The organism is Actinomyces sp. oral taxon 171 str. F0337 (assembly GCF_005696555.1).
Lineage (GTDB): Bacteria > Actinomycetota > Actinomycetes > Actinomycetales > Actinomycetaceae > Actinomyces > Actinomyces oris_E.
In genome coordinates, this window is the sequence record NZ_CP040005.1 from 2,267,946 (window position 1) to 2,286,186 (window position 18,241).

Genomic DNA, 18,241 nt, shown 5'->3' on the forward strand with positions numbered 1-18,241 from the left:
GTACACATGATTCTGTGAAGCAGATGTCCCCCACTGCGCGCTCCGCGCAGCAGTCGGTACAGCGGCCCGCCCGCGCCCTCCTGGGGCGTGGGCGGGCCGCTCGTTCCCCTCTGCCGGTACTCGTCACTGTCCTGGCGATCCTGGGGGGCTGCGCCATCATCCTGCCTCTGATGGGCATGGGCACTCGTGTGTCCTGGGGGCAGCTGCCCCAGTTGCTGGGAACGCCGTCGGCGCAGGCCGCCCTCTGGTTGTCGATTCGTACCTGCCTGACTGCCACACTCGTCTGCGTGGCGCTGGGCATACCACTGGCACTGCTTCTGTCCCGCAGCTGGCCGGGGGTGAGATTCGCACGAGTCCTCGCGATCCTGCCGATGACGATGCCGCCGGTGGTTGCCGGTATCGCGCTGCTGGCGACCTTCGGACGTCGGGGCGTGTTCGGCACCTACCTGGAGGCCTGGGATGCTCCGATCGCCTTCACGACGACCGCCGTCGTGCTCGCCCAGGTCTTCGTCGCCATGCCTTACCTGGTGGTCACTCTGGAGGCGGCGCTGCGCAGCCGCGACACTCAGGCCGAGACCACTGCTCGAACCCTGGGGGCGGGGCCCTGGCGGGTGCTGACGCAGATCACGCTGCCGCTGGCGGCTCCTGCACTGGCCCGGGGCACCGCCCTGGCTCTGGGCCGGAGCCTGGGTGAGTTCGGGGCGACCATCGCCTTCGCGGGTTCCCGGGAGGGCGTCACCCGCACCATGCCGCTGGCCATCTACCTGGAGAAGGAGAGCGACGCGGCCACGGCCCTGGCCCTCGCAGTCGTGCTCATCGGGATGTCGTTCATCATCGTCGGGGCCACGACCGTGGACTGGTCCGGTCTGGTCGGTGCGCTGCTGAGTGGTCGCCGGGAGCGGGCCGAGCAGGAGGTCTCCTCGTCGTCCGAGCCCTCCTCGGATGAGGAATCCGACGGCGACGTGCCCTCTTCCGCGAGCACCGCGTCCACCGAACCGCCCCAGGGCACCGGGCGCGGCCAGGACCTGCACGTCACCTTCGAGCTGCCGGAGCGCGATGTCGTCGTCAACCTGGAGGTGGAGGCGGGGCGCACGACGGCGCTCATCGGCCCCAATGGCTCAGGCAAGTCGACGGTCTGCTCCGTGGTGGCCGGCCTGCTTGACGCCGAGAACGGTCACGTGGTGCTCGGCGGACGAGTCCTGGACGGCCCCGGGGGCTTCGTGCGGGCGGGGCGGCGCCAGGTGGCGCTGCTCAGCCAGCAGCCGGGCGTCTTCACCCACATGTCGGTGCTGGGCAACGTGATGTTCGCGCTGCGCTGCCAGGGGGTGGGCCGCCTGGAGGCGACGCGCCGGGCCCGCGCCGAGCTGGCCGCCGTCGGGGCCGATCACCTGGCCTCCCGTTCGGGAGGCGCGCTCTCGGGCGGGCAGGCGGCCCGGGTGGCGCTGGCCCGGGCGCTGGCGACGGGCCCTCGCCTGCTGGTCCTGGACGAGCCGATGGCCGCCCTTGACGTCACCGCCCGCCAGGAGATGCGCCGCCTGGTGGCACGCCGATGCGCTGAGGAGGGGCTGACGCTGCTGCTGGTGACCCATGACGTCCTGGACCTGACGGCTCTGGCCGAGGACGTCGTCGTCCTGGACCGTGGCCGAGTCGTGGAGCAGGGGCCGACGGCGCGGGTCCTGCCCGCGCCGCGTTCGGACTTCGTCGCCCGCCTGACGGGGACGGCCGTACTCACCGGGGTCGTTGACGGCGACGCCGAGGCGCCGGGATTGCGCCTGCCGTCGGGGCAGGTCGTTCATGGCCGCCCCCGGGAGGATGCCCCTGACGGGTGGGTCGGCGAGCAGCGCCACCGGGACAACCACGACGAGGTCCACGAGGCCCTGCACCCCGGAGCGCCGGGAATTGCGCTGGTACCGCCCGACGCCGTCGCCCTCTACAGGCAGGCGCCGCACGGCAGTCCCCGCAACGTCCTGTCCGGCCGCGTGACGGGTCTGGAGCGCTCGGGGGCGCTGGTGAGCGTGCGCCTGGAGCTGGAGGAGGGGCAGCGGCTGTCGGCGGCGGTCACCGCGGGTGCCGTGGCCGAGCTCGGCATCACCGAGGGCCGGGAGATCTGCTGCGTCATCAAGGCTGTTCAGGTGCGTATCCTGGCTCGCCGGGGTTGAGAACTGCGGTACCGGGGCGTTGAGAGAAGTACCGGATGAGGATGAGGGAGGGCCTTGTGAGCACCGTTGACCGAAGCACTCGCGATGGCGTCTGCAGTTCGGTGGTCGCTGAGGAGCGTCTGCGGCCGCTGAGCCGCGATGAGCTGGAGCGCTACCACCGCAACGCGCTCGTGCCGCAGGTGGGGGTCGTGGGGCAGCAGCGCATCCGCGCGTCCCGGGTCCTGCTCATCGGTGCCGGCGGGCTCGGGGCGCCGGCGGCCCTGTACCTGGCGGCCGCCGGGGTGGAGACGATCGGGCTCATTGACGACGACGACGTCGACGTGTCCAACCTGCAACGCCAGGTCATCCATGCCACGGCCGCCGTGGGGCGCCCCAAGGTGGACTCGGCGGCCGAGGCGATCAGGGCGCTCAATCCCGACGTTGAGGTCGTTGCCCACCGGACTCGGTTGACGGCGGACAATGCCCGGGACCTACTGGGCGGCTGGGACGTGGTCATTGACGGCACGGACAACTTCCCCACGCGGTACCTGGTCAACGACGCCGCCGTCATGCTGGGGCTGCCGCTGGTGCACGGGGCGGTGCTGGGGTTCAACGGGCAGGTGGGGGTCTTCGATGCGCGCCGGGGCCCGTGCTACCGGTGCCTGCACCCCGCTCCACCGCCCGCAGGATCGGTGCCCTCCTGTGCGGAGGCGGGGGTGCTGGGGGTACTGCCCGGCATCATCGGGACGATGCAGGCCGCCGAGGCGCTCAAGCTGGTGATCGGCGGCGGGCAGCCGCTGCTGGGGAGGCTGGCGATGCTTGACGCCTGGGGGGCGCATCTGCGGGAGATTCCGGTGGCGAAGAACCCGGCCTGCCCGGTGTGCGGGGAGAACCCGAGTATCACGACGCTGGTTCCGGAGACTGATGCCTGCGTGAGTCCCCGGACTCCCAAGGCCGACACGCAGCCGCAGGAGCCCGGCTCCGGGGACGTCGTCCGCCGGCAGCCCAGGAGTTCCGAGTCCAGCTACGCTGCGTCCCCTCGGATTCAGGGAGGCGGTGAGGTCCTGGAGCCCGGGGCAGGGGTGGAGACCGTCTCAGCTGCCGGGCTGAGGAGGCTCCTGGAGGGCGCCGAGCCGCCGGCGCTGCTGGACGTGCGTGAGGACATCGAGGTGGCGCTCGAGCCGATGGAGGGCGCGCTGCACATTCCGCTGCGCGAGGTCGTGGCACGGATGGACGAGCTGGATGGGGATCGTCCGACCGTGGTCGTATGCGCCGCTGGCGTGCGCTCGGTCCGAGCCATCGAGGCACTAAGCGCAGCGAATTACCCCGGTCGGCTTATCAACCTCGAGGGCGGCATGAAGGCCTGGGCGGCCGGAGCAGCCGACTGACCGGAGCTTCGGCGTCGGGCGACGCGCTTCTGGGCATGGGGAAGGTCGTTGTGGTGATGTGAGGTCTACTGACATCCGGGTACCCGAGATGGCGCAGATCAAGCGTTGCTCAACCTGGGTGTTGCTCGCGACCGGTGATCCTCGGGTGATCCGTCCCGGTCAGGGAATCATTCGCTACTCGTACTCGCCCCTGGGGTGCAAGGATGACTCCTGGATCGATGCTACCGATGCCTTCTGCCGCGACCTGGAAGGACTGATCAGATGCCGGGAATACTAGATGACCGATATGCCCGGGGCGCGGTGGTGGTGCTCGGTGGGGTCCTGCTCATGTCCTTCGATGCAGCCCTCATCCGTGCCGTAGATCAGCCGGCCGGGGTGTTGTCGTTGTGGCGCGGCGTGCTGATATGCGCTGCCATGGTGCTGGCGGCAGGAGTCTGCCACGTTGCTGGAGTAAAGCAACGCTGGGACAACGAGTGGGCTGCTTGGGGTAACGGACTGATGTTCGGGATGGCATCGGTGGCGTTCGTGTACTCCATCGAGAGCACTTCCGCCGCTAACACGCTTTTTATCATGGCTACCATGCCGGTATGGTCGGCAGTTCTGGGACGAGTGTTTCTTCGAGCCAGCATCGACCGGCCGACGGTCCTGGCGATCCTGGCGTCGCTGGCCGGTATGACGGTCATCTTCGCTTCACAGCTGTCCAGCGCCGCAGGTCGGGGGGAACTGCTGGCCCTGCTGGCTGCCGTGTCGATGAGCGGTGGTTTCGTATGCTCCTCCAGACGCCGCTCCAGCCCTTTCCTCACCACTGCCGTCGGTGGGGCGCTGTGCGCACTCACCGCTGCTGCCCTTCTGCACGGGGTCGAGGCTCCTGATGAGTCCTCCTCATGGCTGCCTCTGGTGGCCGAGGGCTTCGTGGTCATGCCGGTCGGTCTGGTCTGCTTATCGGTTGGGCCGAAGTTCCTGCCCGTGCACCATGTGGCGATCTTCGTGTTGGCGGAGACGGTGCTGGGCCCGGTGTGGGTGTGGCTGTTCTTCCGTGAGAATCCCGGGGCGGCCTCACTCGTAGGTGGGTCGGTGGTCATCGGGGCGATCATCGGCCTCAACACGTACTACATTCGCCGCTCAAGGAGGGAGAGAGCGGGTGCGACGTGATAAGCGTGACATGGGGGAGAGTCCGCCAGTCATCAAGTGCGCTGCGGTCGTCCTCCGCGGGAACAGCATGCTGCTTGTCCGCAAGCGTGGTACGACCGACCTCATTTCTCCTGGAGGCAAGCTGGAGAGGGGGGAATCGCATGTCGCCTGCCTCGCTCGTGAGCTTGATGAGGAACTCGGGGTCTCGTTGGTGTCGGCCACCTACTTTGGTACCTACGATGACGTCTCCATCTTCGACCGGAGCAGGATGATCACCCTATTCGTCTACATGTGCGATATTGTGGGCGACCCGGTCCCTCGCTCTGAGATCGAGGCCGTAGAATGGGTCCCCGTGACCTGCTCGCCAGGCGATGGGTCAACCTTTCAGAGCAGGGTCATTCCTGATATTGCAAGGATGCGTGGCCAATGCTGAGCAGCCCGGTGGGCGTAGTGACAGACCTGGACGGGACCGTCGTCTTCGGCCGAGTCGCCGATCCCCGGCTGTCCCCCTTTATCAGGCGGGCCGCGGGACGTGAGGACATATCGGTCATCGTGGCGACCTCGCGTGCACCCCGAGGAATGGCCGAGGTACTGGGCGACGCCGTGGCCTGCCTGGAAGGCTCGGTCTGCCTCAACGGGGCTCTCTTGCGCCTAGGAGACAAGGAGAGGCGCTACCCCATGAGGGCTGATCACGTCCGCGCCGTCGTGGACGCCGCCTTCCGCGCGGGCATGCCCCTCTACGTGGACCAGGGCAGCTCTTTCACTGCACTGGCGGGCCATGACCCCGCCGCAGATCCGTGGTCGGGGGAAGTGTCTGAAGCGGTCTCAGATTTCGCTGAGTCTCCAGAGACAGGGGTGGAGAAGAAGTCCCGGCGAAGGGACAGCCAAGATTCCGGGACGGCACAGGGCCTCTGGGACGGCCTGGAGCACATGCGGGACTACCCGGATGGCACGTGGTGCACCGACCCGGCGCAGGTACCGACTGAGGATGTGCTCAAGGTGACGGTCGTCAGCAAAAGGTGCCGGGGCCGTGCGGGGCAGGACATCATCAGGCAGAGCATTACTGATCCGCTACAAGGAGCGGCTGGTCCGGGTACGAGGGCTGCTGACGCGCAGGATACGGGTGGGCCGGAGCCCGCGAGCACTCTCCAGGACTCGCTGGGGCTACGCCTCGACGGCGTCGTCGCCTACCCGCACGAGGACGGCGTGGTCGATGTCTGCGCGGCAGGGGTGGACAAGAGCGTCTGCATGAGGCTGCCGGCCGCCTCGGGAGGTGCGGGTACCATGGGAGGGACAGCCATCATGGGGCAGTCACCGGCCCTTCGCCATCGACCCGTCTCCACGTGGGTCGCGGTAGGCAACGACGCCAACGACGTGGAGATGATCTGCGCGGCAGACATCGGTGTCATTGTCGGGGACGGGCTGAAAGAGGTCAGGGCAAGGAGGCAGACGGTCCGCGTCCCCTCACGCCCTGGCGCGGTGGTGTCCATTCTGGAGCAGCTGCTTGAGCTGCACCACTGACGTCACCACCGGCATGTGTGGAGTGCCTGGCGTTTCTCGGACTTGGGGAGATTCTCTTTTCATGAGTAGATATGGGAGAAGACCATGCGAGCAGCGAAGTACTCAGAGGAACTGCTGGACACAGATCAAGCGTGAAGCGGCCTGTGGAGGACCACCACAGCGGAGGTGACCGAGTCCTACGATCTTGTGAGCCACAGACGTGGGCAACCGGGCCGCAAGGAAGGTGCATGCCACCGGCCAGGACAGTCAGAAGACCTCCGAGTCGGCTTAAAACTCACGAAGCTCAAGGCGGAGGTCCATCAGCTGCGTGGGAGACACGAGTTCCTAAAATGCAGCAGCCTGGCTTGCGAAGGAACAACGTCGGCGACCAAGGTGCTTGCGAGGGCACGGAACGCGAAGGCGTTGGTGCAGGTGATGCTCCTCTCGGCACGGGCGACGGCCGCAGACGCGCTGGCACTCACGCTGGCCTCAGCCGGTCTGCCCGCGGCGGTCGGAGGAGAACATGAGCAGCCAGATGAGGTAGAACCCGCCGACTGCTGCACTGACCAGGCCCACAGGAATCTGAAAAGGGCTGAGCAGTCGCTGCGCCAGAAAATCGGCCCCGCCCAGCAGCAGCGCCCCCATCGCCGCCGAGGTGATCATCGTGATCCCGGCCGACCGGCTCAACCGGCGTGCCAGCTGCGGTGCGGCCAGGGCGATGAAACCGATCGGCCCGGCCGTTGCCACGCAGATCGCCGCGAGCACGACGCCGTAGCCGAGCATCGCGCCACGCACCCTGCCGACCTGCAGTCCCAGGCTGGTCGCGGCGTCGTCGCCCATCTCCAGCAGACCCGCGGGCCGCACGAGCCACACGACCTGGGACAGCAGCACCAGCGCGGCAAGAGCCAGGGGCCTGACCTGCCCCCAGGAGATCGCGTTGAAGGAGCCGTACTGCCAGGCCTTGGCCGACTCGGCACTGGGAAGACTTGCCTGGGAGATGAGGTAGTTATTGGCCGCCGAGAGCATCTCGGAGATGGCGACCCCGGTCAGGACCAGGTTGTCCCCACCCACACCCCCGCGCCGTGAGACGAGTGCAACCGCCGCCGCGGTCACGAACCCTCCGACGACCGCACCCGCCGAGACCTGGAGATCACTCGCCGACGCTGCCAGCAGGAGCATGAACAACCCGCCGGTGGAGGCCCCGGTCGTGAACCCGACGATGTCGGGACTGCCCAGAGGATTTCGCGACAGGCTTTGGAAAACAGCACCTGATAGCGCCAGCATCGCCCCCACCAGCACCGCCGCGACCGCGCGCGGAAGCCGCTGGTTGAGGACGAAGAAACGATCCATCTTGCTTCCACCCCCTGTCAGCAGCGTGTGCAGCGCGTCTGCCGCGGAGATGTTGTAGGCACCGAACAGCACCGAGGCAACCACCACGACCAACGTCGCGGCCAGCGCCAGCACCGTCACCGCGGCGGCCCGCTGGTGGACGAGGAACGCCCTCTGTCCTCCAACGCGATACCGCAGCTGGGAGATCGGCGGTCCGAGACGCACCCCCGCGATCAACGACGGCGAGCCGTCGGCCGCCTCCCTCACCCGCCTCATCGCCCTCTCACCCCCATGCGCTGAATGACCATGAGCAGCAGCACCGGACCACCGATGAACGCGGTCACGACGCCCGCCTCCATCTCACCGGAGTCCAGGATGACCCGCCCCAGGATGTCGGCGGCCAGCAGCAGGACCGGCCCGGCGACGACGGAGACCACCAGCAGCTTGCGCTGATCGGCCCCCAGGGCCAGCCGCAGCACGTGCGGGACCACCAGCCCGACGAAGGAGATCGGCCCGACCGCCGCCGTCGACGCACCGCACAGGAGGGTGATCGAGGTGAGTGCCAGAGCCCGAGCGCGCCTCGGGCTGACACCGAGGGCCTGGGCCTGCTCCTCCCCCAGCGCCAGGGCGTTGAGAGTGAGTCCCGAGGCCAGGGCCAGCACCAGTCCGACGACGAGGAAGGGCGCCACCCACACCAGCAACTCCGCATCACGGTCCACCAGCGAGCCCAGAACCCAGAAGCGGTAGGAGTCGAAGGTGACGGAGTCGTACATCGTGACGGTCCCGGTGATCGACCGCAGGCTCGCCCCCAGTGCCACCCCGGCCAGCACGAGTCTGGCGGGGCCGGCGTCGGCGCTGCGCACTGATATGAGATGGACGAGGAAGGCGGCCAGGGCGGCCCCCGCGAAGGCGAACCAGAGGAATTCGCCGACGTCGGTCAGCCCCAGCAAAGACATCGACAGGACCACCGACAATGACGCCCCCGCGTTGACGCCGAGAATACCCGGCTCGGCCAAGGGGTTGCGGGTCAGGCCCTGCATGACGACCCCGGCCACGGCCAGCGCGGCACCCACCATGGCTGCCAGGACGGTCCGCGGCATTCGCAGCTGCCAGACGATGATCGAGGCCACCGTCCTCTCCCCCGGAACGAAGGCGCTCACCAGCTCCTCCAGCGTCAGACTTTGCGACCCGACGGCCAGGCTCACCAGGCACAGGAGAACGGTCAGCACCGCCAGGACAATGACGACAACCCCTGTAGGGACTCTTGTGGCCGCACGCCCCGTCTCGGGTTGCGCCCGAAGGGCGATCTCTGCCACGTCCCCACCCCCACCTTTTCCTCTGGATGATTCTTGATCAAAGCGCCACGACTGAGGTTAGCCTGAGACCATGACATCCCACTACAGCCGCCGCAGCGCTCTCGCCTTCGCAGGTCTGGTCACCGCCGTCCCCGTCCTCGCCGCCTGCTCCAGCAAGAAGGCCGACGCCAGCGCCTCCTCGTCCGCCAGGGCCAAGCCCACCTCGTCGGTGCCCACCGGCATGCCCGAGGGCAAGGGCTCGGGCAAGGCCGACGGCGTCTTCCCCCGCAAGGTCGCCCACTTCAAGGGCAGCACCGAGATCAAGAAGGCCCCCACCAAGGTGGTCATCCTGTCCACCGGTCAGCTCGACGCCGCCCTGACCCTGGGTATCGTGCCGATCGGCTCAACCAAGGGCGATGGCGCCGCGACGGTCCCGGAGTACCTCAAGAAGGCCTTCCCCAAGCAGGCTGACAAGCTGGGCGCCATCAAGGACGTCGGCTCGCGCAAGTCCCCCAGCGTCGAGGACATCGGCAACCTGTCCCCGGACCTCATCCTCGTCAACCAGGCCGGCAAGGACGACATCGACACCCTCTACAAGTCCCTGTCCGAGGTGGCACCGACCGTCGTCACCCAGGGCAAGAGCGAGGCCTGGAAGCAGGACCTCCTGCTCATGGCCGACGCCCTGGGCAAGCCGGACACTGCCAAGAAGTGGATCGAGACCTATGAGGCCGACGCCGCGAAGGCCGGCACAACCATCGAAGGCAGCCCCACCGTCTCCCTGCTGCGCAAGACCAGCGACAAGCTTCGTATCTTCGGGGCGGTCTCTCTGGCCGGCTCGGTCCTGTCCGACATGGGCGTCGCCCGCCCCAGCACCCAGACCTTCACCGACAACGGCAGCAAGGACATCAGCTCCGAGACCCTGGCCGAGGCCGAGGCCGACTGGATCCTCTACGGGGCGCAGAAGACCCCGAAGGATGAGAAGGACAAGGACAGGAACAACACCGAGCTGACCGCCATCCCCCTGTGGGCGGGGCTCAAGGCCGTCAACGACAAGCACGCCGTGCGCGTCGACGACGACGCCTTCTTCCTCAACGCCGGCCCCACCGCGGCACGGCTCGTCATGACGACGGTGGCGGACACTCTGCCGAAGAAGAAGTAGTCCGTGCCCGGTCCCGTCTCGACGAAGGCGCCCGCGGACGCCCAGGCCCCCGCCACGGGCCTGGGCGTCCGGGGCATCTCCCTGGCCTACCACCCCAGCCATCCGGTGATCGAGGACCTGAGCACGGCCATCACCCCGGGCGCGGTGACGATGATCGTGGGCCCCAACGCCTGCGGGAAGTCCACGCTGCTGCGCGCCATGAGCCGGGTCCTCTCCCCGGGCGCCGGCCAGGTGGTCCTCGACGGTCGCGATATCGCCACCCTGCCCCCCAAGAAGCTGGCCCGGCGAGTGGGCATGCTCGCCCAGTCCTCCATCGCCCCGCCCGGGATCACGGTCCACGAGCTGGTGGCGCGCGGGCGCTACCCGTATCAGTCACTTCTTCGCCAGTGGTCGGCGGACGACGACGCGGCCGTCACCGAGGCCATGGAGCGCACCGACGTCGTTGGCCTGGCCAACCGGCACGTGTCCGCGCTCTCCGGCGGGCAGCGCCAGCGGGTGTGGGTGGCCATGGCCCTGGCCCAGCGCACCGACATCCTCCTGCTCGACGAGCCGACCACCTACCTGGACCTGGCCCACCAGGTGGACCTCCTCGAGCTGTGCCGCGACCTGAACGCGGAGATGGGCACCACGATCGTGGCGGTGCTCCACGACCTCAACCAGGCCTGCCGTTACGGTGACGAGGTGATCGCCATGCGCGCCGGCAGCATCCTGGCCCATGGCCGCCCCGAGGATGTCGTCACCGCCGAGATGGTCGAGGAGGTCTTCGGCCTGGCGGTCCAGGTCATCACCGATCCACTCACCGGAACCCCACTGGTTCTACCGCTTCCGCGCAAGCCCCGGGATACGGCGTCGGCCGGGGAGGCCGGGTAGGGAACGGCGGCGCCCACAACCGGGCTTCGGCCGAGCGCGATCATCCGTGATCGTCCGCGAGCGTCTCTGCCCGACTGTCGGCATCGGTCTTCGCCCGCTCTCGGGCCGAAGCACGCTGCCCCCAGGCAGAGACCGGTCCCCTGCAGCCCCACTGGGTGGCCCCGACAGAACCTGCCAGGCGGTGGACCCGCATCGAGGCGCGTGCCTAGTCTTCACGTATCAACCCGAACTGATGTGAGGACTGCTTGTGACTGCTTCTGCTCCCACCCTGCCCACCACCATGCGCGGCGTCGTCATGCACGCCGCCGGTGACGTCCGCGTCGAGGACCGCGAGGTCCCCCACGTCATCGAGCCCACCGACGCCGTCATCAAGCTCGAGGCCGCCTGCGTATGCGGCTCGGACCTGTGGCCCTACCGGGGCATCTCCCCCGTGGAGGAGGCCCGTCCCATGGGCCACGAGTACGTGGGCGCCGTCGTCGAGGTCGGCGACGAGGTCAAGAACGTCAGGGTCGGCGACTTCGTCGTCGGCTCCTTCTGCCTGAGCGACAACACCTGCGAGATCTGCGAGGACGGCTACCAGTCGCGCTGCGCCAACGGCGGCTTCATCGGGGACACCCAGGCCGAGTACACGCGCGTGGCCCTGGCCGACGGGCCCCTCGTCGTCGTTCCCGGCGGCAGGCCCGAGGACCCTGAGATCATCGCCTCACTGCTGGCCGCCTCCGACGTCCTGGGAACCGGCTGGTTCGGGGCCGTCGCGGCTCAGGCCGGCCCCGGCAAGACCATCACGGTGGTCGGCGATGGCGCCGTGGGTCTGTCCGCTGTCCTGGCTGCCAAGGCTCTGGGGGCTGAGAAGGTCATCGTCTTCTCCCGCCACGAGGACCGGGCGGAGCTCGCCCGCGAGTTCGGCGCCGACGTCGTCATCGCCGAGCGCGGTGACGAGGGCGCCGCGAAGGTCAAGGAGCTCACCGGCGGCTACGGCGCGCACGGCGTCGTCGAGGCCGTGGGCAACCAGACCTCGATGATGCAGGCCATCGCCTCCTGCCGCCCCGGCGGGCACCTCGGCTACGTGGGCGTGGCCCACGGTGTCTCCCTGCCCGGGGACCAGCTCTTCTTCGCCGAGATCAACATGCTGGGCGGTCCCGCCCCGGTGCGCCGCTTCCTGCCCGACCTCATCGACCGCATCCTCAAGCGCGAGATCAATCCCGGCAAGGTCTTCACCCTGCGCCTGCCCCTGGAGGAGGCCCCCGAGGCCTACAAGGCCATGGATGAGCGCCGCGCCATCAAGGTGCTCCTGGAGCCCTGATCCGAGCCGCACGCCCCACCATCACCGTCTGACAACAGGAGCGTTCATGAAGACCCTCGTTCTCGTCTTCCACCCCGACATGTCCGCCTCGCGCGTCAACCGGCCCCTGGCGGCCAGGGCCGAGACCCTCGTTGACGACGTCACCGTGCGCTACATGTACGACATCTACCCCGACCAGAAGGTCGACGTCGCCGCCGAGCAGGCCGCCCTGGAGACCGCCGACCGGGTCGTCCTCCAGTTCCCCATGTACTGGTACTCCACTCCCGCCCTGCTCAAGCAGTGGCAGGACGACGTGCTCCTCTACGGCTGGGCCTACGGCTCCACCGGCAAGGCCCTGGCCGGCAAGGAGCTGCTGGTGGCCGTCAGCACCGGCGGCTCCAGTGACGCCTACAGCCACGAGGCCTCCTACGGCTACACGATCACCGAGCTGCTGCGCCCGCTCCAGGCGACGGCGAACATGGTCCAGATGACCTACCTCAAGCCCTTTACCACCACTGGGATCCTCACCATCACCGATGAGGCCCTGACTCAGCGGGCCGAGGACTACGCGGCCGTCCTGCAGTCCAAGGACCTGCCCGTCCTGGAGCCTCACGGCTGAGCACACCGGCACGCAGCTTCCACAAGTCCGAGGGCCCCAGACCGGCGAACCGGCCTGGGGCCCTCGGCGCGTCTCACGGACGTCTCAGTCGCCGTCGGCCAGGTCCTTGAAGTAGCGTGCCACCGGCCAGCGCTGGAAGCCGAGCCCCTCATAGGTGGCGCGGGCCGGGGCGTGCCCGTGGTCCCCGCCGGTCTCCACCATCACCATGGCCATTCCCGCTGCCCGAGCCCGTTCCATGGAGTGGTTCATGAGGGCCCGCCCGATGCCGCGACGCTGGTAGTCGGGGTCGACGACGACGATATAGACCTCCCCCATCCGGTCCTCGGGGTGCAACCGGGTACACACCCAGCCCACCGGGCGCCCCTCGAGGACGGCGACGTCGACGCCGTCGGGCTCACCATCGAGGACCTCGGCGAGATCTGCGACCTGCCGCTGCCGCCAGCCCTCGGGGTAGAAGGAGTGGTAGACGAAGGCGGGCACGTCCTGCTCCATAAGCGGGAACACCGGGGCCCAGGCGCGCAGGGACAGGTCCAGCAGCGCCTGACGCTGCTCCGGCCGGTACGCGACGATCTCAACCATGCCAAGATCCTACGGCGCTCCCCATGGATACGCCGGGTCCCCGCCGGTCATCGCGCCGGCAGGGACCCAGCAGGCTCGGGACCGCTCAGGAACCTCAGCCGAAGATGTCGAGCAGCGGGAGCTCAGGGGTCTGGAGGACCGCGGCGTAGTCATGCGCGCGGCCGGCAATGGCCTCATCGGTGATCTCCAGGGCACCCACCGACAGGAAGGGCACCGCGTACTTGGTGCCGATGACTCGCGAGGTTCCCTGCATGGGCCGCAGGAACTCGTGGATGGTGTAGATGTGTGCGCCCTCGCGGCCGTAGGCGCTGCCGGCGCCGCCGACGCTGACGGCCAGGAGCAGCTCCTTGCCGTGCAGGGCGGTGCCGGTCGAGCCGTAGGCCCAGCCGAAGGTGAGGACGTCGTCGAGCCACTTCTTGAGCAGAGGCGGGCAGGAGAGCCAGTACATGGGGTACTGCAGCACGATCCGGTCGGCGCCCAGCAGGGCCGCCTGCTCGGTGGCCACATCGATGTTGAAGTCGGGGTAGATGTCGTACATGTAGCGCACGGTGATGTTGCCGCCGAGCGACTCCGCCGCGGCCCCGAGGGCCTTGTTGACCCGAGACTCGGAGATATTGGGGTGGAAGACGAGGACGAGAGTGTTCACGGAGGACTCCCTGGTGTCGTTGGACTGAGATGCGGGGGATGATCCCCGTGAGGCGCCGTCGTCCCCGGCGCCGGAGGCGGACAGGACGTCGCTCAGGCCGGAGAAGCCGCCAATGATGACCTCCAGCTTAGGGGCCATCGCACCGCGGTCCAGCCAGGACTCCTTGGGACGGAAGGGGACACGGTCGGTGTCGTCACCGCTGTCCAGCTCCTGCGGCCCACGCATGCCCAGGGCGGCACCCGAGCCGCCGAAGCGCTCGTCCCACATACGGGTGGCGACGTCGATGCCTCGCTCGCCCCGACCCGGCTGACGATCGGACTCGACGGTCTCGGCCATGGCGACCGCCTGCTGATGGGCGGTCAGAACCGTCGAGAAGGTGTAGTTGAGCGCCAGGTAGGCGTCTTCACTGCGCAGGCCCCCGGAGACGAGGGCGTTGTGGGCGCGCTTGGCCACGGACATGAGAGGCACGTAGGCCCAGGCCAGGTTGATGAGGGTGTGATCCAGGCCGGGATGAGCATCGAGCACGTCCCACAGCGAGTCGGAGAGCTGGCGCAGGTAGTCCTGCCAGCTCAGGCCGGTGGGGGGCAGTGTGGCGTCGGCGGAAACACGCTCCAGGCAGGCCACGAGCAGGTCGTCGCGCGAGCTGACGGTGTGTCCCAGATCAGCCGCGCTCACCCCGAGTCGACGCGCCACCTTGCCCATCGTGAACCGGTCCACACCGATCTCAAGGGCAGCCGTGACGACGTCATCCCTGGTAAAACCGGCATTATGCTGCATTGAGCCTCCCGGGTTGGGTCATACTTGTCAGCGTAACGAACCAATAACAGGCCGCCAAATCGAAGGCATCTATCCACACGATGACGGACGCCGTTCTTCCGCAACATAAAGACAAAAACCATCTCTCGCCACACCGCTCGCGCGATCCGGGATCTCAAGACGGGATAACGACTCGGCACACCCCGGACGGCCCACCAGGTGGCGCGCCCGATGACAGCGGGGTCTCACCAAGCCCGCTCCCCCGTTACCGTGGTGCCATGAGCGAGACTCCCCGCCCACAGCGCCCCGTCTTTCCGGAGCCGCCCGCGGCACCCTCACCGGTAGCGGCGCCCCCCGCTCCAACGGCGCCCCCGGCCAAGCAGCGGCGGTGGCGCGACGACCTGCACCTGGCGCACACGATCGCTAACAAGGTGGACAGCCTCACCCAGGCCCGTTTCGACGCCGGCAACTTCACCGTGGAGACCAAGTCGGACCTCACGCCGGTCACTGAGGCCGACAAGGAGGCCGAACACGTCATCCGCGAGCAGCTGGGGCGGGCGCGCGGGCGCGACTCCGTCCTGGGCGAGGAGCTGCCCACCACCGGGCACTCCTCGCGCCAGTGGGTCATCGACCCGATCGACGGGACCAAGAACTTCGTGCGGGGCGTGCCGGTGTGGGCCACGCTCATCGGCCTCATCGAGGACGGCCAGTGCGTCGTCGGGCTGGTCTCGGCCCCAGCGCTGGGGAGGCGCTGGTGGGCCGTGTCCGGCGGCGGGGCCTGGACCGGGCGGTCACTGAGCTCGGCGCGGCGACTGTCCGTGTCCGGCGTCGACGACCTCACCCGGGCCTCGATGTCCTACTCCTCGCTGTCGGGGTGGGCCCAGACCAAGCGGCTGCGCGGGATGCTGGGCCTCATGCAGTCGTGCTGGCGCACCCGCGCCTACGGGGACTTCTGGTCCTACATGCTCGTTGCCGAGGGCGCCGTGGACCTGGCCGCCGAGCCAGAGCTCGAGCTCTACGACATGGCGGCGCTCGTCCCCGTGGTCACCGAGGCAGGCGGGCGCTTCACCTCCCTCGACGGCGAGCCCGGGCCCTTCGGCGGCAACGCGGTGGCCACGAACTCACTGCTGCACGACGTCGCCCTGCACCACCTGAGCGCCGAGACGGACTGAGCCGGCCCCGGTTGAGCCGACATTCCCTTCTGCTAGACATCAGCACACCCCGAAGTTATAAAAGATCTAAAAGATCTAAAGCGCGCAAAAGTGGAGACGATCACACATGGCCAACCCCTTCAAACCGACAGCGGGCGCGACGCCTCCGTTGCTTGTTGGCCGCAACCGCGTCATTGAGGAGTTTCTGGAAAGCCTCGACGACGGCCCCGGAGCGCCTGGGCTCTTGGAACTCATCACTGGCGCCAGGGGCGTCGGGAAGACCGTCATGCTCACCGCTCTGGGAGACTCGGCACGAGAGCGCGGCTGGGTGGTCATTGATGAGACCGCACGAGAGGGGCTCATGGACCGACTCGCCGCCGAGTTCACTCGCCAGCTGTCGCAGCTCGCCGGCAAGGAGCGCTCACGGTTGACCTCCTTGAGCCTGAGCACACCGCTTGGTGGCGGTAGCGCAACACTCGAGCACGCACCCACTCCTGAGCCCTCCTGGCGGCAGAAGGCGCGAGCACTGACCCAGTGGCTCGCGGAACACGGCACCGGTCTGCTGCTCACGATCGACGAAGTGCATGCCATTCCGCGCGAGGAGCTGCGAGCCCTGTCCGCAGAGGTGCAGCACCTCATTCGCGAGGGGGCTCCCATCGGCCTTCTCATGGCGGGCCTCCCCAAGGCCGTTGAGGAGCTCCTCAATGACGACATCACCACCTTCCTGCGCCGGGCCGAGCGGATCGAGCTCGGCGAGGTGGCCATCGACGACGTCTGTGACGCCTTGAAGTCGACCTTCGACGCGGGCGAGAAGGCGCTGAGCAACGACCTGGCTCAGGAGTGCGCGAACGCGACCGGCGGCTACCCATTCATGATCCAGCTCGTGGGGTATCAGGTGTGGAAACACAGTGGTGACGGCACGGTGACCCAGCCAGCAGTCGCCGCAGGAACAACCGCCGCCCGACTGCGCCTCGGCAACCTGGTGCACGCTCCGGCGCTGCGCGACCTGTCCGACGTCGACCGCACGATGCTCGTGTGCATGGCCAAGGACGACGGTCCGTCACAGATCGCCGACATCGCCGAACGCATGGACCGCCCCGTCAACTACGTGTCGGTCTACCGCAACCGGCTGCTCGCCGCCGGAATCATCAAGACCGCCGGATACGGCAAGATCGACTTCGCCGCCCCCTATCTGCGCGAGTACCTGCGCGAGCACGCAGCACACCTCGTCATGGAGTGAGTCGCAGCAGCCGACGGCCACTCCTCGGCCACACGCCGGGATCACACGGACTGGACTTGCCACGGCTCCAACGTTATAAAAGGGACACAAACTGATACGCGGCCACAGAGTCGGGCCTTTGCCCCGGTGTCGCCGCTCGGCTGAACCGCCACCGCTGCGGCGGGTACCACAGTTACCCGGCCGTTTCCCCACCTCGTGCGCCGGTAACCTGCCGTGAGTCCACCATCCATCCACCCCAGGAGTCCCTTTGAACTGGCTGCACGCCGTCCTCCTCGGCATCGTCGAGGGCATCACCGAGTTCCTCCCGGTGTCCTCCACCGGGCACCTCAACATTGTCGAGAAGCTGCTCGGCTACGAGATCAACTCCGCGGGCACGACCGCATTCACCGCCGTCATCCAGGTGGGTGCGATCCTCGCGGCCATCATCTACTTCTGGGCCGACATCGTCCGCATCGTCAGCGCCTGGTTCAGGGGCCTGAGCAACCCGCGGGCCCGCCAGGACCCCGACTACACGCTCGGTTGGGGCATCATCCTGGGCTCGATCCCGGTGGCCGTCGTCGGGCTGCTGTTCAAGGACTTCATCGAGGGGCCGGTCCGCTCCCTGTGGGTGATCGCCGGAGCCCTCATCATCTGGTCGGGGGCCATGTGGCTAGCTGACCGCCAGCAGAACCTCACCAAGGGCATGAAGGACGTGACCGTCAAGGACGCCCTCATCATCGGTGCGTTCCAGGCCCTGGCCCCGGTGTTCCCCGGCATCTCCCGTTCCGGGGCGACGATCTCCGCCGGCCTGTTCCTCAAGTTCGACCGGGTGACGGCCACGCGCCTGTCCTTCTACATGGGTATCCCATCCCTGGTCGCGGCCGGACTGCTGGAGGCCGCAACGGAGGCCAGCACCATCAGCAACACCGTGGGCTGGACGCCCACCATTGTCGCGACCGTCGTCTCCGGCATCGTCGCCTACGCGACCATCGCCTGGCTGCTGCGCTTCGTGTCCTCCAACAAGTTCACGTCCTTCCTCGTCTACCGCGTGCTGCTGGGCCTGATCATCATCGCCTTGGTAGCCGCTGGCACCATCGCCGCCTGACGGAGTTCTTGCCGCCGATCTCAATTCACCTTCGCCGGCATTCTTCACGTGGGGCAACGGATTTCTCCGTTGCC

General features: G+C 68.1%; 16 protein-coding genes. 12 read left to right on the forward strand and 4 right to left on the reverse strand.

Annotated features, from left to right (window positions below; all coding sequences use genetic code 11):
- The first annotated feature begins 14 nt into the window (after positions 1-14).
- The 5 genes from modB to FBF36_RS09830 all read left to right on the forward strand — a co-directional run bounded on the left by modB (position 15) and on the right by FBF36_RS09830 (position 6,178).
- Positions 15-2,159, forward strand: a complete 2,145-nt coding sequence (gene modB / locus FBF36_RS09805) for a molybdate ABC transporter permease subunit (RefSeq protein WP_138137451.1) — start codon at positions 15-17, stop codon at positions 2,157-2,159.
- 41 nt (positions 2,160-2,200) lie between these two features.
- Positions 2,201-3,526 carry a molybdopterin-synthase adenylyltransferase MoeB gene (moeB, locus tag FBF36_RS09810; RefSeq protein WP_050792635.1) on the forward strand — a complete coding sequence of 442 codons (1,326 nt, stop codon included), beginning with the start codon at positions 2,201-2,203 and terminating at the stop codon, positions 3,524-3,526.
- Between the two features lie 327 nt (positions 3,527-3,853).
- Positions 3,854-4,678: a DMT family transporter gene (locus FBF36_RS09820; protein WP_263970036.1), complete on the forward strand. Its 825-nt coding sequence runs from the start codon at positions 3,854-3,856 to the stop codon at positions 4,676-4,678.
- Entirely contained in the window at positions 4,668-5,090 is a 423-nt protein-coding gene (locus FBF36_RS09825; RefSeq protein ID WP_050792636.1) for an NUDIX hydrolase, read from the forward strand. The genes FBF36_RS09820 and FBF36_RS09825 overlap by 11 nt, the downstream gene beginning before the upstream one ends.
- The gene (locus FBF36_RS09830; RefSeq protein WP_009394617.1) at positions 5,084-6,178 is read left to right on the forward strand and encodes an HAD hydrolase family protein; all 1,095 of its coding nucleotides are present in this window, start codon (positions 5,084-5,086) and stop codon (positions 6,176-6,178) included. The genes FBF36_RS09825 and FBF36_RS09830 overlap by 7 nt, the downstream gene beginning before the upstream one ends.
- A gap of 468 nt (positions 6,179-6,646) precedes the next feature.
- On the opposite strand, the gene FBF36_RS09835 is transcribed toward FBF36_RS09830, so the two are convergent.
- Together FBF36_RS09835 and FBF36_RS09840 are read right to left on the reverse strand one after the other, a co-directional pair.
- Positions 6,647-7,762, reverse strand: a complete 1,116-nt coding sequence (locus FBF36_RS09835; protein ID WP_009394621.1) for a FecCD family ABC transporter permease — start codon at positions 7,760-7,762, stop codon at positions 6,647-6,649.
- Complete coding sequence (locus tag FBF36_RS09840) at positions 7,759-8,802, reverse strand: FecCD family ABC transporter permease (RefSeq protein WP_009394623.1); 1,044 nt, start codon at positions 8,800-8,802, stop codon at positions 7,759-7,761. The genes FBF36_RS09835 and FBF36_RS09840 overlap by 4 nt, the downstream gene beginning before the upstream one ends.
- A gap of 70 nt (positions 8,803-8,872) precedes the next feature.
- Here FBF36_RS09840 and FBF36_RS09845 point away from each other — a divergent pair, with 70 nt between their 5' ends.
- From FBF36_RS09845 to FBF36_RS09860, 4 genes are all read left to right on the forward strand, one after another.
- Positions 8,873-9,940: an iron-siderophore ABC transporter substrate-binding protein gene (locus tag FBF36_RS09845; RefSeq protein WP_034491530.1), complete on the forward strand. Its 1,068-nt coding sequence runs from the start codon at positions 8,873-8,875 to the stop codon at positions 9,938-9,940.
- A 3-nt stretch (positions 9,941-9,943) separates the two neighbouring features.
- Positions 9,944-10,810 carry an ABC transporter ATP-binding protein gene (locus tag FBF36_RS09850; protein WP_009394628.1) on the forward strand — a complete coding sequence of 289 codons (867 nt, stop codon included), beginning with the start codon at positions 9,944-9,946 and terminating at the stop codon, positions 10,808-10,810.
- Between the two features lie 280 nt (positions 10,811-11,090).
- Positions 11,091-12,113: a zinc-dependent alcohol dehydrogenase family protein gene (locus tag FBF36_RS09855; RefSeq protein WP_009394631.1), complete on the forward strand. Its 1,023-nt coding sequence runs from the start codon at positions 11,091-11,093 to the stop codon at positions 12,111-12,113.
- A 46-nt stretch (positions 12,114-12,159) separates the two neighbouring features.
- Positions 12,160-12,711 (forward strand): NAD(P)H-dependent oxidoreductase, encoded by a 552-nt coding sequence (locus FBF36_RS09860; protein WP_009394632.1) that lies wholly within the window; start codon positions 12,160-12,162, stop codon positions 12,709-12,711.
- Positions 12,712-12,795: 84 nt separating this feature from the next.
- Here the strand turns inward: FBF36_RS09860 and FBF36_RS09865 are convergent, their stop codons facing one another.
- On the reverse strand, positions 12,796-13,290 hold the full coding sequence (locus tag FBF36_RS09865) for a GNAT family N-acetyltransferase (RefSeq protein ID WP_009394633.1): 495 nt from the start codon (positions 13,288-13,290) through the stop codon (positions 12,796-12,798).
- Between the two features lie 94 nt (positions 13,291-13,384).
- Entirely contained in the window at positions 13,385-14,713 is a 1,329-nt protein-coding gene (locus tag FBF36_RS13745) for an NAD(P)H-dependent oxidoreductase (RefSeq protein WP_009394634.1), read from the reverse strand.
- A 257-nt stretch (positions 14,714-14,970) separates the two neighbouring features.
- Here FBF36_RS13745 and FBF36_RS09875 point away from each other — a divergent pair, with 257 nt between their 5' ends.
- The 3 genes from FBF36_RS09875 (at position 14,971) to FBF36_RS09885 (ending at position 18,167) form a co-directional block, all read left to right on the forward strand.
- Complete coding sequence (locus FBF36_RS09875) at positions 14,971-15,864, forward strand: inositol monophosphatase family protein (RefSeq protein WP_009394636.1); 894 nt, start codon at positions 14,971-14,973, stop codon at positions 15,862-15,864.
- A gap of 106 nt (positions 15,865-15,970) precedes the next feature.
- Complete coding sequence (locus FBF36_RS09880; RefSeq protein ID WP_009394637.1) at positions 15,971-17,083, forward strand: ATP-binding protein; 1,113 nt, start codon at positions 15,971-15,973, stop codon at positions 17,081-17,083.
- A gap of 247 nt (positions 17,084-17,330) precedes the next feature.
- Positions 17,331-18,167, forward strand: a complete 837-nt coding sequence (locus FBF36_RS09885; RefSeq protein WP_009394638.1) for an undecaprenyl-diphosphate phosphatase — start codon at positions 17,331-17,333, stop codon at positions 18,165-18,167.
- Positions 18,168-18,241: the final 74 nt, after the last annotated feature.